The sequence below is a fragment of the Tropicimonas marinistellae genome (genome assembly GCF_001509585.1).
Lineage (GTDB): Bacteria > Pseudomonadota > Alphaproteobacteria > Rhodobacterales > Rhodobacteraceae > Tropicimonas > Tropicimonas marinistellae.
Window position 1 is genome coordinate 143,382 of the sequence record NZ_LNCI01000003.1, and the last position, 14,370, is coordinate 157,751.

Annotated in this window: 13 protein-coding genes; 10 read left to right on the forward strand and 3 right to left on the reverse strand. The window is 61.8% G+C overall.

Annotated elements, in window-relative coordinates:
- The first annotated feature begins 133 nt into the window (after positions 1-133).
- Both tig and ARC39_RS06905 read left to right on the forward strand, forming a co-directional pair.
- Entirely contained in the window at positions 134-1,465 is a 1,332-nt protein-coding gene (gene tig / locus ARC39_RS06900; protein WP_068112094.1) for a trigger factor, read from the forward strand.
- 472 nt (positions 1,466-1,937) lie between these two features.
- Positions 1,938-2,798: a calcium-binding protein gene (locus tag ARC39_RS06905; RefSeq protein ID WP_068112097.1), complete on the forward strand. Its 861-nt coding sequence runs from the start codon at positions 1,938-1,940 to the stop codon at positions 2,796-2,798.
- 140 nt (positions 2,799-2,938) lie between these two features.
- Here ARC39_RS06905 and ARC39_RS06910 read toward each other — a convergent pair whose 3' ends face one another.
- Positions 2,939-3,577, reverse strand: a complete 639-nt coding sequence (locus ARC39_RS06910) for a TetR family transcriptional regulator C-terminal domain-containing protein (RefSeq protein ID WP_149866343.1) — start codon at positions 3,575-3,577, stop codon at positions 2,939-2,941.
- A gap of 176 nt (positions 3,578-3,753) precedes the next feature.
- Here ARC39_RS06910 and aptA point away from each other — a divergent pair, with 176 nt between their 5' ends.
- The 8 genes from aptA to ARC39_RS06950 all read left to right on the forward strand — a co-directional run bounded on the left by aptA (position 3,754) and on the right by ARC39_RS06950 (position 12,252).
- A complete protein-coding gene (gene aptA / locus ARC39_RS06915; protein WP_078059123.1) occupies positions 3,754-5,079 on the forward strand; it encodes an omega-aminotransferase AptA in 1,326 nt (441 codons plus the stop codon).
- 84 nt (positions 5,080-5,163) lie between these two features.
- On the forward strand, positions 5,164-6,414 hold the full coding sequence (locus ARC39_RS06920; protein ID WP_068112100.1) for a Zn-dependent hydrolase: 1,251 nt from the start codon (positions 5,164-5,166) through the stop codon (positions 6,412-6,414).
- Between the two features lie 101 nt (positions 6,415-6,515).
- Positions 6,516-7,967, forward strand: a complete 1,452-nt coding sequence (gene hydA / locus ARC39_RS06925; RefSeq protein WP_068112102.1) for a dihydropyrimidinase — start codon at positions 6,516-6,518, stop codon at positions 7,965-7,967.
- Positions 7,968-8,043: 76 nt separating this feature from the next.
- Positions 8,044-8,466: a VOC family protein gene (locus ARC39_RS06930; protein ID WP_068112114.1), complete on the forward strand. Its 423-nt coding sequence runs from the start codon at positions 8,044-8,046 to the stop codon at positions 8,464-8,466.
- Between the two features lie 67 nt (positions 8,467-8,533).
- Positions 8,534-9,358 (forward strand): ABC transporter ATP-binding protein, encoded by an 825-nt coding sequence (locus ARC39_RS06935; protein WP_068113197.1) that lies wholly within the window; start codon positions 8,534-8,536, stop codon positions 9,356-9,358.
- Between the two features lie 8 nt (positions 9,359-9,366).
- Entirely contained in the window at positions 9,367-10,362 is a 996-nt protein-coding gene (locus ARC39_RS06940; protein WP_078059124.1) for an ABC transporter permease, read from the forward strand.
- Positions 10,363-10,421: 59 nt separating this feature from the next.
- The gene (locus ARC39_RS06945; protein WP_236545161.1) at positions 10,422-11,213 is read left to right on the forward strand and encodes an ABC transporter permease; all 792 of its coding nucleotides are present in this window, start codon (positions 10,422-10,424) and stop codon (positions 11,211-11,213) included.
- Between the two features lie 55 nt (positions 11,214-11,268).
- On the forward strand, positions 11,269-12,252 hold the full coding sequence (locus ARC39_RS06950) for an ABC transporter substrate-binding protein (protein WP_068112120.1): 984 nt from the start codon (positions 11,269-11,271) through the stop codon (positions 12,250-12,252).
- A 95-nt stretch (positions 12,253-12,347) separates the two neighbouring features.
- Here the strand turns inward: ARC39_RS06950 and ARC39_RS06955 are convergent, their stop codons facing one another.
- Positions 12,348-12,875, reverse strand: coding sequence for a hypothetical protein (locus tag ARC39_RS06955; protein WP_068112122.1), 528 nt, complete (start codon positions 12,873-12,875; stop codon positions 12,348-12,350).
- Positions 12,876-13,248: 373 nt separating this feature from the next.
- Positions 13,249-14,226, reverse strand: a complete 978-nt coding sequence (locus ARC39_RS06960; protein WP_068112124.1) for a phosphotransferase — start codon at positions 14,224-14,226, stop codon at positions 13,249-13,251.
- Positions 14,227-14,370 lie beyond the last annotated feature (144 nt).

A 14,370-nucleotide genomic window follows, 5' to 3' on the forward strand; every position in this document is an offset into this window, starting at 1 on the left:
GTGTTTCGCAAGAAACGCCCGTGACGATTGGGCAACTGAGCCGCGGCAGGCGATCGGATGGATTGCCGGTGTCTCCCGCGGTCAGGCGTGTCGCGCTGCGGGTGTTAGGGAATATGAGGAAGGAAGAAGAGCCATGCAGGTCACCGAGACCCTGAACGAAGGCCTGAAACGCGGATATCAGATCACCATCACCGCGGATGAACTGGATTCCAAGGTCAACGAGAAGCTGACCGAGGCCCAGCCCGAGATCGAGATGAAGGGCTTCCGCAAGGGCAAGGTGCCAATGGCGCTGCTGAAAAAGCAGTTCGGCCAGCGCGTCCTTGGCGAAGCGATGCAGGAGGCCGTCGACGGCGCGATCAGCGAGCAGCTCGAGAAGAGCGGTGACCGCCCGGCGATGCAGCCCGAGATCAAGATGGAAGGCGAGAACTGGAAGGAAGGCGACGACGTCGTCGTCTCCATGTCCTACGAGAAACTGCCCGAGATCGAACAGCCCGAGCTTTCGTCCATCTCGCTTCAGAAGATGGTGGTGAAGGCAGATGACGCCTCTGTCGAAGAGGCGCTGACGGGGCTGGCCGAACAGGCGAAGAACTTCGAGGACCGGGCCGACGGCGAAGCTGCGGAGAACGGCGATCAGGTGACGATGGACTTCGTGGGCCGGGTCGACGGCGAGGCCTTCGAGGGCGGCGCGGCGGAGGACTTCCCGCTGGAGCTTGGCTCGGGTCAGTTCATCCCGGGCTTCGAGGAGCAGCTTGTCGGTGTGAAGGTCGGCGAGGAGAAAGTTGTCGAAGTTTCCTTCCCGGAAGACTACCAGGCTGAGCACCTGGCCGGAAAGGCGGCGGAATTCACCTGCACGATCAAGGCGGTCAAGGCCGCTGCAGCAGCTGAGCTGAACGATGAGCTGGCCAAGCAATTCGGTTCTGAAAGCCTGGATGCGCTCAAGACCCAGATCACCGAGCGGCTGGAAGCCGAATATGCCGGCGCTGCCCGCGCGGTGATGAAGCGCGGACTTCTGGACAAGCTGGACGAGCTGGTATCGTTCGAGCTGCCACCGACCCTCGTGGATGCCGAAGCCAAGCAGATCGCGCACCAACTTTGGCACGAGGAAAACCCGGACGTGCAAGGCCACGACCATCCGGAAATCGAGACCACCGAGGAGCATTCCAAGCTGGCCGAGCGCCGTGTGCGCCTGGGCCTGTTGCTGGCCGAGCTGGGAACCAAGAACGAGATCCAGGTGTCGGACGCCGAGATGACCCAGGCGGTCATGAACCAGGCGCGCCAGTACCCGGGCAAGGAGCGCGAGTTCTTCGAATTCGTGCAGCAGAACCAGCAAATGCAGCAGCAGCTCCGCGCGCCGATCTTCGAAGACAAGGTCGTGGACTACATCTTTGAATTGGCCCAGATCGAAGAGATCGAGGCCGACAAGGATGCGCTGAAAGAAGCCGTCGAGAAGCTCGACGAAGAGTGATCTGCGGCCGTTAAGGCGGCGGAATGCGCTGAAATTCAGGCAGGCGCGCGGCGAAGGCTGCGCGCCTGCTTTGTACTAGGCTCGGCAGCACGCGGATCAAGCCGGGTGTCTGACGAGCGCGGCATTCGGTGCCCAGAGAGTCGAAATTGCCAGCGATGCCTGTCGCACCGCGTTTGCGCAATGTGGTCCACGGGTCCGCCGAGGAGATAGTCGGTGCCCGCTAACTATCTCTAAAATATTGTTAATTTCTTGGAGGGGTGCGAGAGGACGAGTCTCGATCGCCCCCTCCGAAAAGAACCTCGCCACGCTTGATTTCCCAGAGCCAGATTAGCCGGCAAGGCGCAATCTGCTGGCGCGACGTGGGTTAACCTAACGGGACATTTTCCGGTTCTGGCCCGAGAATCGCCACGAAAGTAGCCCAATTTATACTCAACCAGAGCGTGTGGGGGGGGAGAAGTGAAGGAAGACGTAAATGGCAATCATTGTGGGCGGAGTTGACACCGCCGCGCTCGGTGACGAACTCAAGGCGTTTCTGGCATCATCAATGCCAACCTCGCTCGAGGGTGTGTCCGAGGATCTGGACGACTGGATCGACAAGAACGAGGAGCGGCTCGAAAACTGGCTAGACTCCCTGATGGAACGATTGGGCAACTGGGTCGACAGAGTGTCCGACGAGCTATCGGATACGGATGCGGACCTTCTCGGGGATTGGCTCGATGATCTTGAGGAAGCCTTGGAAACGTTCTTGGACGAAGGTCTGGAAGCACTCGACAATTTGATCGACGGCACAGAGGAAGCCGACGAGATCGACGCCGGTGATGGGGATGACGAAGTCTTCGCTTTCGGCGGCGACGACAAGGTCCTAGGCGGAGATGGCGATGATCTTCTGAAGGGTGGCAAGGGCTCCGACAAGCTCGTTGGCGGAGCGGACGACGACAAGCTTGTCGGCGGTGCGGGCAGGGACAAAATGCTTGGCGGTTCGGGCGACGACGTGATGCTAGGCGGCGCGGGAAAGGACATTCTCAAGGGTGGTGCCGGCGCCGATTGCTACGTGTTCAAGTCGGTCGATCACTCCGCGGTGGGCGCGAAACGCGATGTCGTGTTTTTCGATGATGCCGATGGGGACGAAATCGATCTCAGGAGAATTGACGCTTGTGCCAGCGAGGACGGCGATCAGGACTTTGAATGGATCGGCCGAAAGGGGTTCTCAGGCGAAGAAGGCGAACTACGCCTCAAAGGCGGCGTTCTGCGTGCCGATGTCGATGGAGACGGGCTGGCCGATTTCTCGATCGCGATCGAAGGATCCATTTGGGTGGATGATCTTCTCCTGTAGCCCATCGTTGGCTCGAATTATGGTTGCCGGCCCGTTGGTGGCCGGCAACCGTGCACGGTCTGCGCAGGGCGGCGCGCTGCGTTCTCCGTCTACACGATAGTATCGGCGGCGATGCGACATGTTCGTCGTTTACGGTGTTTCTACGGCGTCAGCATCCGGGTAAAGAGCGTTTCCAGATAGCGTTCCGCTTCAGGGTAGGGATCGGCGCCTTCGTCGCCAAGGACCGTGCGAACCTGAACGTCGAAATCGGCATAGTGCTGAGTCAGTGACCAGATCGAGAATATCAGGTGATAGGGATGGACATCGGCGATACGACCGGTATCGCGCCAGCGCGCGACGACCGCCGCCTTCTCGTCGACGAGCGGTTTCAGCGCGGTCGTCAGGGTATCGCCCAGATGGGTGCCGCCCTGGAGTATCTCGTTCGCGAATATGCGGCTTTCGCGCGGCATCTCCCGGCTCATCTGCAATTTTCTGCGCACGTAGGTGAGGATTTCCGGGATCGGATCGCCCTCCGGGTCGAGGTCGCGCAGCGGAGCGAGCCAAACGTCCAGAAGGCCCGAGAGTAGCTGGAGGTGGATCGCCTCCTTGCTTGGGAAGTAGTAGAGCAGGTTGGGTTTTGAGAGGCCCGCCGCCTGTGCAATCTCGTCCACCGTTGCGCCACGAAACCCCTTGGCGGAAAACACATCCAGCGCCGCGTTCAGGATCGCGCTGTGGTTGCGGCGCTGGATTCGAGTGCGCGCCTGAGTCGGAATGTGGGGCGGTGTCTTGCTTTGATTCATGCTACGCTCAAAAATCCATCAAACCGCCCGTAAATCCGGGGCTGCTGCGTGTTGAGTTGACGCGGCGAATGCCGCGAACTTGACTGCTCGTTGCCCCGTGGTAGCGTGTTCCTGACCATTTGGTCAAACATTCACGCCCGCCGCCCCGGAAGAAGGGCCGCCAGCAGGGAGACATCATGGCGCTTGATCGCAAATCCGCACCGAACGATCTCAGTGCGTTCTGGATGCCGTTCACCGCAAATCGCCAGTTCAAGCAAACACCGCGGATGTTCGTTGCCGCCGAGGGAATGCACTACACCACGGATGACGGCCGCAAGGTGCTCGATGGCACGGCTGGCCTTTGGTGCTGCAACGCCGGTCACAAGCGGCCGAAGATCGTGGAGGCGATCCAGGCGCAGGCGGCGGAGTTGGACTATGCGCCCGCCTTTCAGATGGGCCATCCAAAGGTCTTCGAACTGGCTTCCGCGGTTCGGGACATGGCACCAGAGCCCTTTGAGCATGTCTTCTTCACCAACTCGGGGTCGGAATCGGTCGAGACGGCGCTGAAGATTGCCTTGGCCTATCACCGGGCCCGCGGCGAAGGGCAGCGTACCCGTCTGATCGGCCGGGAGCGCGGTTATCACGGGGTGAATTTCGGTGGTATCTCCGTTGGCGGAATCGTCAACAATCGGAAGTTTTTTGGCACATTGTTGACAGGTGTCGATCATCTGCCGGCGACGCATCTTCCGGAAAACGCCATGACGCGCGGCCAACCGGAGCATGGCGCCCATCTGGCCGACGAGCTGGAACGGATCTGCACGCTTCACGGGCCGGAGACGATTGCCGCTGTCATCGTGGAGCCCATGGCGGGCTCGACCGGCGTGCTGTTGCCGCCCAAGGGATACCTGGAAAAACTCCGTGAAATCTGCACGAAGCACGGCATTCTTCTGATCTTCGATGAAGTGATTACCGGATTCGGCCGCCTCGGCTCCAGCTTTGCGGCAGAGCATTTCGGGGTAATGCCCGACCTCATCACGACGGCCAAGGGTCTGACCAACGGCGTGATTCCGATGGGTGCGGTCCTGGCGACGGCGGAGATTCACGACGCCTTCATGACCGGACCGGAACACATGATCGAGCTGTTCCACGGCTACACCTATTCCGGCAACCCGATTGCCTCGGCGGCCGGGCTTGCAACGCTGGAGACTTATCGCGACGAGGGTCTCTTCCAGCGGGCGGCAGATCTCGCCCCGTACTGGGAGGACGCGCTTCATTCCATGGCCGATTGCAAACACGTGATCGACATCCGCAACATGGGGCTGATCGGTGCGATCGAGCTTGAACCGATCGCCGGGGAGCCGACGAAACGCGCGTTCTCTGCCTTCATCGACGCCTATGACAAGGGTTGCCTGATCCGCACGACGGGCGACATCATCGCGCTCAGCCCGCCGCTGATCATCGAGAAGGAGCATATCGACCAGTTGTTTGGCACGCTCAGAGCCGTGTTGAACAATCTGGACTAGGCCCTGTGTGCCATATCCCTTTCGGGGAACACGCGAGTCTCTTGTGTGAGATCCGCGGCGCGTAGAACAGAAGAGAGAAACCACATGCCTGCACCCGGTGAAAACCTAAAAATCAATGGCGCCCGTCTCTGGGATTCGATCATGGAGATGGCGAAGATCGGCCCGGGTATCGCGGGCGGAAACAATCGCCAGACGTTGACGGATGACGATGCGACCGGCCGCGCGCTGTTCCAGAAGTGGTGCGAGGCGGCGGGGCTAACGATGGGTGTCGACAAGATGGGCACCATGTTTGCCACGCGGCCGGGCGAAGACCCGGATGCGCTGCCGGTCTACGTGGGCAGTCACCTCGATACGCAGCCCACGGGCGGCAAGTACGACGGCGTTCTGGGTGTTCTCGGCGCGCTGGAGGCGGTGCGAACGATGAACGACCTTGCGATCAAGACCAAGCACCCGATCGTGGTGGTCAACTGGACCAACGAGGAGGGCGCGCGGTTCGCCCCGGCGATGCTGGCCTCGGGGGTCTTCGCGGGTGTTCACACGCTCGACTATGCGTATGGGCGCGAGGATCTTGAGGGGCTGACGTTCGGCAACGAGCTGAAACGGATCGGTTGGGTCGGTGACGAGGAGGTCGGCACGCGGAAGATGCACGCCTACTACGAATTGCACATCGAGCAGGGGCCGATCCTCGAGGCCGAGGGAAAGGACATCGGCGTCGTCACCCATTGCCAGGGGCTCTGGTGGCTGGAATTCACACTCACCGGCAAGGAGGCGCATACCGGCTCCACGCCCATGGCGATGCGGGTGAATGCCGGGCTCGCCATGGCCCGCATTCTGGAGATGGTGCAGGAGGTGGCGATGCGCGCCCAGCCCAATGCCGTGGGCGGGGTGGGGCAGATCAATGTCTCGCCCAATTCGCGCAACGTGCTGCCGGGGCAAGTGGTGTTCACGGTCGATATCCGCACCGTCGATCAGGAGAAGCTCGACGGGATGCGCGACGAGATCGAGGAACGCGCGGCGCAGATCTGTGATCTGCTCGGTGTCGGCTGCGCGGTGGAGCGGGTCGGGCACTTCGACCCGGTGACCTTCACGCCCGACCTGGTGGAGAACGTCCGCGCCGCGGCGGAGCGGTTGGGCTACACCCATATGAACCTCGTCTCCGGAGCCGGACACGACGCCTGCTGGGCGGCAAAGGTGGCGCCGGCGACAATGGTCATGTGCCCTTGCGTGGACGGGCTGTCGCACAACGAGGCGGAAGAGATCACGCCGGACTGGGCGACCGCGGGGGCGGAGGTGCTCTGCCATGCGGTTCTGGAGACGGCGGAGATCGTGGAGTAGGCGGCGCGGCCGGGGGCGCTGCCCCCGGACCCCCGGGATATTTCGGGACAGAAGAAGGGGCGGGTATTGGGGTATCCATCCGTCCGGCAGGGAGAAAACGAATGACCACAGTCATCAAGAACGGAACCATCGTTACGGCCGACCTGACCTACAAGGCGGACGTCAAGGTCGACGGTGGCAAGATCGTCGAAATCGGGCCGAATCTGGCGGGCGACGAGGTGCTGGATGCCACTGGCTGCTATGTGATGCCCGGCGGGATCGACCCGCATACGCATCTGGAGATGCCCTTCATGGGCACCTATTCAAGCGACGATTTCGAGAGCGGCACGCGGGCGGCACTGTCCGGCGGAACGACAATGGTGGTGGATTTCGCGCTCCCCAGCCCGCAGCAAGGGCTGCTCGATGCGTTGAAGATGTGGGACAACAAGTCCACCCGCGCCCATTGCGACTATTCCTTCCACATGGCCGTCACCTGGTGGGGGGAACAGGTCTTCAACGAGATGGAAGAGGTGGTGAAGCGCGGTATCACCACGTTCAAGCATTTCATGGCCTACAAGGGCGCGCTGATGGTCAATGACGACGAGCTTTATGCCTCGTTCCAGCGCTGTTCCGAACTGGGGGCCATTCCGCTGGTTCATGCCGAGAACGGCGATGTGGTGGCGGAGCTCTCCGCGAAGCTGCTGGCCGAGGGTAACACGGGGCCTGAGGCGCATGCCTATTCCCGGCCGCCGCAGGTAGAGGGCGAGGCGACCAACCGGGCGATCATGATCGCCGATATGGCGGGCGTGCCGCTCTATGTCGTGCATACCTCCTGCGAGGAAAGCCACGAGGCGATCCGGCGGGCACGGATGCAGGGCAAGCGGGTCTGGGGCGAGCCGCTGATCCAGCACCTGACGCTCGATGAAAGCGAGTATTTCAACAAGGATTGGGACCATGCTGCGCGCCGGGTGATGTCGCCGCCCTTCCGCAACAAGCAGCATCAGGATTCCCTCTGGGCGGGGCTGCAATCGGGGTCGCTTTCGGTTGTGGCCACGGATCACTGCGCCTTCACGACCGAGCAAAAGCGGTTCGGCGTGGGCGACTTCACAAAGATCCCGAATGGGACCGGCGGGTTGGAGGACCGGCTGCCGATGCTCTGGACCTATGGTGTGAACACCGGGCGGCTGACGCCGAACGAATTTGTTGCCGTAACATCAACAAACATCGCCAAGATCTTGAATTGTTACCCGAAGAAGGGGGCGGTTCTGGTCGGCGCCGATGCGGACCTGGTGGTCTGGGACCCGGAAAAGACCAAGACGATTTCCGCCGGTACGCAGCAATCGGCCATCGACTACAACGTCTTCGAGGGCAAGGAGGTGACGGGCCTGCCGCGCTACACGCTGACCCGTGGCCGAGTGGCCGTGGTGGATGGCGAGGTGAAGCCGCAGGAGGGCCACGGCGAGTTCGTCGCCCGCGAAGCCACCGGCTCCGTCAACAAGGCGCTGTCGACCTGGAAGGAATTGACATCGCCGCGTCCGGTGGAGCGGACGGGCATCCCGGCGAGCGGGGTGTGACTTTGGATGGCGGTACTGCATCCGTGTGGAATCACTGCCGCGCGTCGCGGTCCTTACATCGCTGGATTGCTTGTCGATGACCGGCGGTCCGGCGATATCGGGTGTACTGGAATCCGCCGTTTACGTCGACGATCTGGACGCGGCGGAGGCGTTTTATGGCACTCTGCTCGGTCTGGAGCGCATCACGCGCGTCGACGGCCGGCATGTGTTCTTCCGCTGCGGCGACGGTGTCGTGCTGGCCTTCGTTGCGGAGGCGACGCGCCTGCCACCGTCGCCGGGTGGCCTGCCGGTGCCGACCCATGGGGCGACCGGCGCCGGGCACATTTGTTTTGCCATGTCGGCGGAGGATCTCTCGCGGATGCGGGAGCGGTTGTCGGACGCCGAGATCGAAGTCGAAGCGGACTTCAACTGGCCGAATGGCGCGCGCTCAATCTATGTCCGGGACCCCGGTGGAAACAGCGTGGAGTTTGCCGAGCCCCGTCTATGGAACACAGCGTGACTGAGATTGCGCGGCGCGCCATTCCCAGGGCCCGCATGGAGCAGGCAGGAACATGATCGGAACCAGTATGCCGACGGAACGTACAGCACCCGGAGCCGGGGTGGCGGAAGCGGATCAACCCGTCATCGAGGCCCGCAAGCTGGACCTTACCTTCCAGACGAATGACGGGCCGGTTCAAGCCCTTCGCGACGTGAACCTGACGATCAACAAGGGCGATTTCGTCTCCTTCATCGGTCCATCGGGCTGCGGCAAGACGACGTTTCTGCGGGTCGTGGCGGCGTTGGAGCAGCCGACAGGTGGTGAGATTACCGTCAACGGGATGACCCCGGACGAGGCGCGGCGGAGCCGGGCCTATGGCTACGTGTTCCAGGCAGCCGGGCTTTACCCGTGGCGGACCATTGCGAAGAACATCAAGCTTCCACTTGAGATCATGGGCTATTCCAAGACCTCTCAGGAAGAGCATGTGGCCCGCGTATTGAAGCTGGTGGACCTCGAAGGGTTCGGCGGCAAATTTCCCTGGCAGCTATCGGGCGGAATGCAGCAGCGGGCCTCGATTGCCCGGGCGCTGGCCTTCGATGCCGAGATCCTGCTGATGGACGAGCCCTTCGGCGCACTTGACGAGATCGTTCGGGATCACCTGAACGAGCAGCTTCTGGAGCTTTGGGCGCGGACTGAGAAGACAATCGGCTTTGTCACCCATTCGATCCCGGAGGCCGTGTACCTTTCCACCAAGATCGTGGTCATGTCGCCGCGACCGGGGCGGATTACCGATGTTATCGAGAGCACCTTGCCGCGTGAGCGGCCGCTGGAAATCCGGGACACGCCGGAGTTCCTGGCCATTGCGCATCGGGTGCGCGAAGGGCTGAGGGCGGGGCATGCGTATGACGAGTGAGGTAGCCCATGACTGACGCGGTTTTGTCGACGCCTGCGGGGGCGAGCGGTGTCGGTGCCGCGCTGCGGGGCGTCGCCGGGGCCGTCGTGCCGGTTCTGGTCGTCGTCGCGGCGATTGTGGCTTTGTGGTACGTCGCCTGCGTGCCCATGAATATCAAGGAGGCGCTGACGCAAGCCGAGCGGGCAGGCGCGGTGATCAACCCGCCATCGGCCATCGAGCGGCGGGACGCCAGCGCCATAGGGCTTGTGGTCCGCAATCCCTCACACGCGAGCGCGACGCTCAATCAGGAAAGGCCGCGGCTGCCGGCGCCGCATCAAGTGGGTGCCGAGCTTTGGAAGACCACCGGCGGCATGGTGCTGCGGGGGCGCGCCTTTTCAAAGCGGAGCCTGATATACCACGCCTGGGTGACGCTGAGCGCGACGGTATTCGGTTTCGTCATCGGCACGGTGGCCGGCGTCGGACTGGCGGTGGGGATCGTGCATAGCCGGGTGATGAACATGGCGGTGATGCCATGGGCGATTGCCAGCCAGACGATTCCCATCCTCGCCATCGCGCCAATGATCATTGTCGTGTTGAATTCGGTGGGTGTGACGGGGCTTCTGCCAAAGGCGTTGATATCGGCATACCTGAGCTTTTTCCCGGTAACGGTTGGCATGGTAAAGGGATTGCGAAGCCCGGATTCGATGCAGCTCGACCTGTTGCGCACCTATAGCGCCAGCCGCTCCGAGACGTTCTGGAAGCTGCGGCTTCCGGCGTCGATGCCCTATTTCTTCACCTCGATGAAGATAGGGATGGCCGCGGCTCTGGTTGGGGCCATCGTCGGTGAAATGCCCACCGGCGCCGTTGCGGGGCTCGGTGCGCGGCTGCTGGCGGGCTCCTACTACGGTCAGACGGTGCAGATCTGGGCGGCACTCTTTGCGGCAGCACTGCTGGCAGCCGTTCTGGTCGGCGCAATCGGGGCTGTCCAGCGCGCAACCCTGCGGCGGATGGGGATGGCGCAATGAGCAACATCTTCGGCTGGTCGATCGCCTTTCTTATCGCGGCCTCGGCGCTGAACATTGCAATGGCCAATGGCGAGGGCCGCGATCAGGCCCTTACACGTTTCGTCGTGCCAGCGTTGTTCGGAGCCTCTTTGTTGGTGGTCTGGGAAGGGATTACGCGGGGTCTGGGCGTGCCCGGGGTTATCCTTCCAGCGCCCTCTGCTATATGGGAGACTTTTCAGGCCAACACCGAAACCCTGTGGAAGGATTTCGTGCAGACCTTTGTAAAGGGGGCATTGCGCGGCTACGTGATCGGTGCCATGGCGGCGTTTCTCGTCGCGCTGTTGGTCGACCGCAGTGATTTCCTCCGCCGCGGCTTGCTGCCGGTCGGTAATTTCATGGCCGCGCTACCCATCGTCGGTATCGCACCGATCCTCGTGATGTGGTTCGGTTTCGACTGGCAGTCCAAGGCGGCGGTCGTGGTGGTGATGGTCTTCTTCCCGATCCTCGTGAATACCGTGGAGGGGCTGCGCGCCACCGACCGGATGCAACGCGACCTCATGACGACCTATGCGGCGAACTACTGGCAGTCGCTGCTGAAACTGCGACTTCCGGCGGCGATGCCTTTCGTGTTCAACGGACTGAAGATTTCCACCACGCTGGCGCTGATCGGCGCGATTGTCGCAGAATTCTTCGGCTCACCGATCCAGGGCATGGGATTCCGAATCTCCACCGAGGTCGGGCGCCTCGCGCTCGATATGGTCTGGGCCGAAATTCTCGTCGCGGCGATTGCCGGTTCGGCGTTTTATGGTTTCGTGGCGCTTGTAGAGAGCATCGTCACGTTTTGGCATCCATCGCAACGAAGGCGGCGGTAAGGTCGCACAACACCGAAGTTATCCAACAGGAAAGTCCAACCCGGAGGTACTACCAATGAAAACACTTCTTTCCGCCGCCGTATCTGCACTTGCACTCGCCACGACCGCTCAGGCGGCCGACGAGGTCACGCTGCAGCTGAAATGGGTCACGCAGGCGCAATTCGCCGGTTATTACGTGGCCGCGGATCAGGGCTTCTACGAGGAAGAGGGGCTCGACGTCACCATCAAGCCGGGTGGCCCGGATATCGCGCCGCCCCAGATCATTGCCGGCGGCGGGGCAGATGTCACCGTGGAATGGATGCCGGCGGCGCTCGCCGCTCGCGAAAAGGGACTGCCGCTCGTGAATATCGCCCAGCCCTTCAAAAGCTCGGGCATGATGCTGACCTGCTGGAAGGATACCGGGATCGAAAGCCCCGAGGATCTCAAGGACCGGACGCTCGGGGTTTGGTTCTTCGGCAACGAATTCCCCTTCATGAGCTGGATGTCCTCGCTGGGCATTCCGACCGATGGATCGGAAGGCGGGGTAACGGTGCTCAAGCAGGGCTTCAACGTGGACCCGCTGCTGCAGCGCCAGGCCGATTGCATCTCGACCATGACCTATAACGAGTATTGGCAGGTGATCGATGCCGGCGTGGCGCCGGAGGAACTGATCACGTTCAAATACGAGGACCAGGGCGTGGCAACGCTGGAAGACGGGCTCTATGTGCTGGAAGAGAGCCTCTCCGACCCGGCCTTCGAGGATAAGATGGTGCGCTTCGTGCGGGCCTCGATGAAGGGCTGGAAGTGGGCAGAGGAAAACCCCGATGACGCGGCGATGATCGTGCTCGACAATGACGAGACAGGTGCCCAGACCGAGACTCACCAGAAGCGGATGATGGGCGAGATCGCCAAGCTTACGGCGGGGTCCAACGGTGCGCTGGACGAGGCCGATTACTCCCGTACCGTCGAGACCCTGCTTGGTGGCGGGTCCGACCCGGTGATCACCATGGAGCCCAAAGGCGCCTGGACGCATCAGATCACGGACAAGGCACTGAACTGATCCCGCACTTCAGATGCAACGCAGCGCCGGCCTCTCGGGCCGGCGCTGTTTTGTTGGGGGGGAGTCAAATCCTGGGAGTGGGCCGCGTTCGGAGATCAGCGGTGAAGATCCACGGTGGGTGCGACCGCTGCCTGGATTTGCCGTAGGGTGTCGATGCTTGCGCCCACCTCGGCCGAAGCAGTGTTGGCGCCTTGACCGGTGCCCTGGGCTGTTTCCTCGGCCGCCAGTTGCGCCTCCTCCCGGAGGCGCAGAATCTCCTCGGTCGTTTCGGTCGGGATCTCTACAATCTGTTTCAGCGGGGGCACGGGGGCCCGGAGCTTATCGATGGTGTCCGGCAATTCACCGTCTGCGTCCCCAGTGGCCGATGCCGATACAATTGCAACCGAACGCTCCACTTCATGTTGCGTGCGTGCAGTTTCCGATGGGCCATCCTCCGGAACAGGCTGGACGGCCAGAGCGCCGAGTTGCTGCGTTTCGACGGTTTGCGACGTAACTGACGCGTATTCCTCCATGCGGGAGGTCGGAGCGGTTTTGGTGATCGGGGCGATCCGCCGATCGTTGGGCGTGGCGGATTGCAGCCCACCCACCGCTTCGGTCAACGGGCGTGAGCCGATGGCGATCATTTTCGGAGTCCTCGTCTAAAGGAACCCCCACCTGTTCCGATCATTCCGCGAGAACATGAACCAAGGGTAAAGGACGACGCAGGTGGTAGTTCGCAATCGCCAAGAAGTACTTCGGATTTAGATCGAAACGAGCGGGACAACGCTGCCCGAATATCTCCTTCCGAAAACAAGCCGTCGATGGGCGTGAAGGATACGGCGGGCCGGATCACAACCGCGGCGTTGATCGCGCGGGTCGCATCGCGCGTTGGGCCAACGCGGAATCCGCAGCGCCCCGAGGGGTAAAAGCCCGGTAGCGAACGGCCTGTCCCGCAAGAGGCACGACAATACGCCCACGTGCGGGCGCGCGCGCACGAAAGGGCGTTGACTGGGACGGTCAGCCCTGCGCCATGCTCGCGAGGAGGCGTTCGCGTAGACGGGTAAACTTTTTCCGCTGAAATGCGCTGGCCGCGTACCGCGCCCGACTTATTGTCAGCCAGTCGATCAATAGCCGACCGCGAATGCAAACGTCGAGCAGCTCAGGATTCACCCGATGGCGGTAGAGCTTGAAAAACATGGACTTGTTGTGTCTGGACAACCCGCTCCTGTCGATATCCCGGGGGCGGACGGTCCGGAAGATATCCGCCTTCAGGAAGTCCACAATATCGTAAACCGCGAGCTTGCTGGAGCTTTCGGTGAAGTCCAGCCCGTAGGTCACGCCATTGCCCAGAATGAGGTTGCTGCCATGGAAATCCCCGTGGCCGAAAACCTTCAGATCGATGGTGCCAGTCAGCGCCTCGGAATCGCGCTTCAACATTTCGATCATTGGCGCGTATTCTTCTGGATCTGCCTGTACAGGCTGCTCGGCAAGCGCCACATCGATGGCCTCAATCATCCAGTTTGGCCAAAAGCCGGTGGTTTGCGGGGCGGACTTGGCGTGCAGGACATGCAGCCAGTGTCCGGCTCTCCGAAAAACCTGCGCGACACTCGCATCGTTCGTGGATTTCTGAATAACGTGGCTGGCCGTTCGGCGCCCCACCAGTTCGGTTACGAAGAACCGCTTGTCCGCTGAAAGGTAGAGCGGTTTCGGAGTGGCGACCCTTTCGTAGGCGGAGAAATGGCCATGAACCTCCGACAAGACATTGAAATCCTTCTCCAGTCGACCGGTTTGAGGGGAGTCGTAGTCCAGTTTCAGGGCGTAGTCCTGGTTCTTTGCGGAGACCTTGAACACTTGCCGAGCTCGCGGATAGTCCGCGGACATGTAGATGAGGTCGAGTGAATACGCCCCTGGAATCCCGGCCGCATCGATGAATTCCCGTGCCATCCCCCGGACGCTCTGGAGGTTGATGTCTAGCAGCCGCAACGACATGGGCATGTTGGCTCCGGAAATTGGCGACAGGACACCGGGTACCTTGTATCACTCGCGATCCGCCGGTCGACAAGCAAGAGGCGGGCACAATGCTCGTTTCGCGCGGGCTAACGGCATTTTCCGGGAAGCAGATAGACCATTTCGGGACGA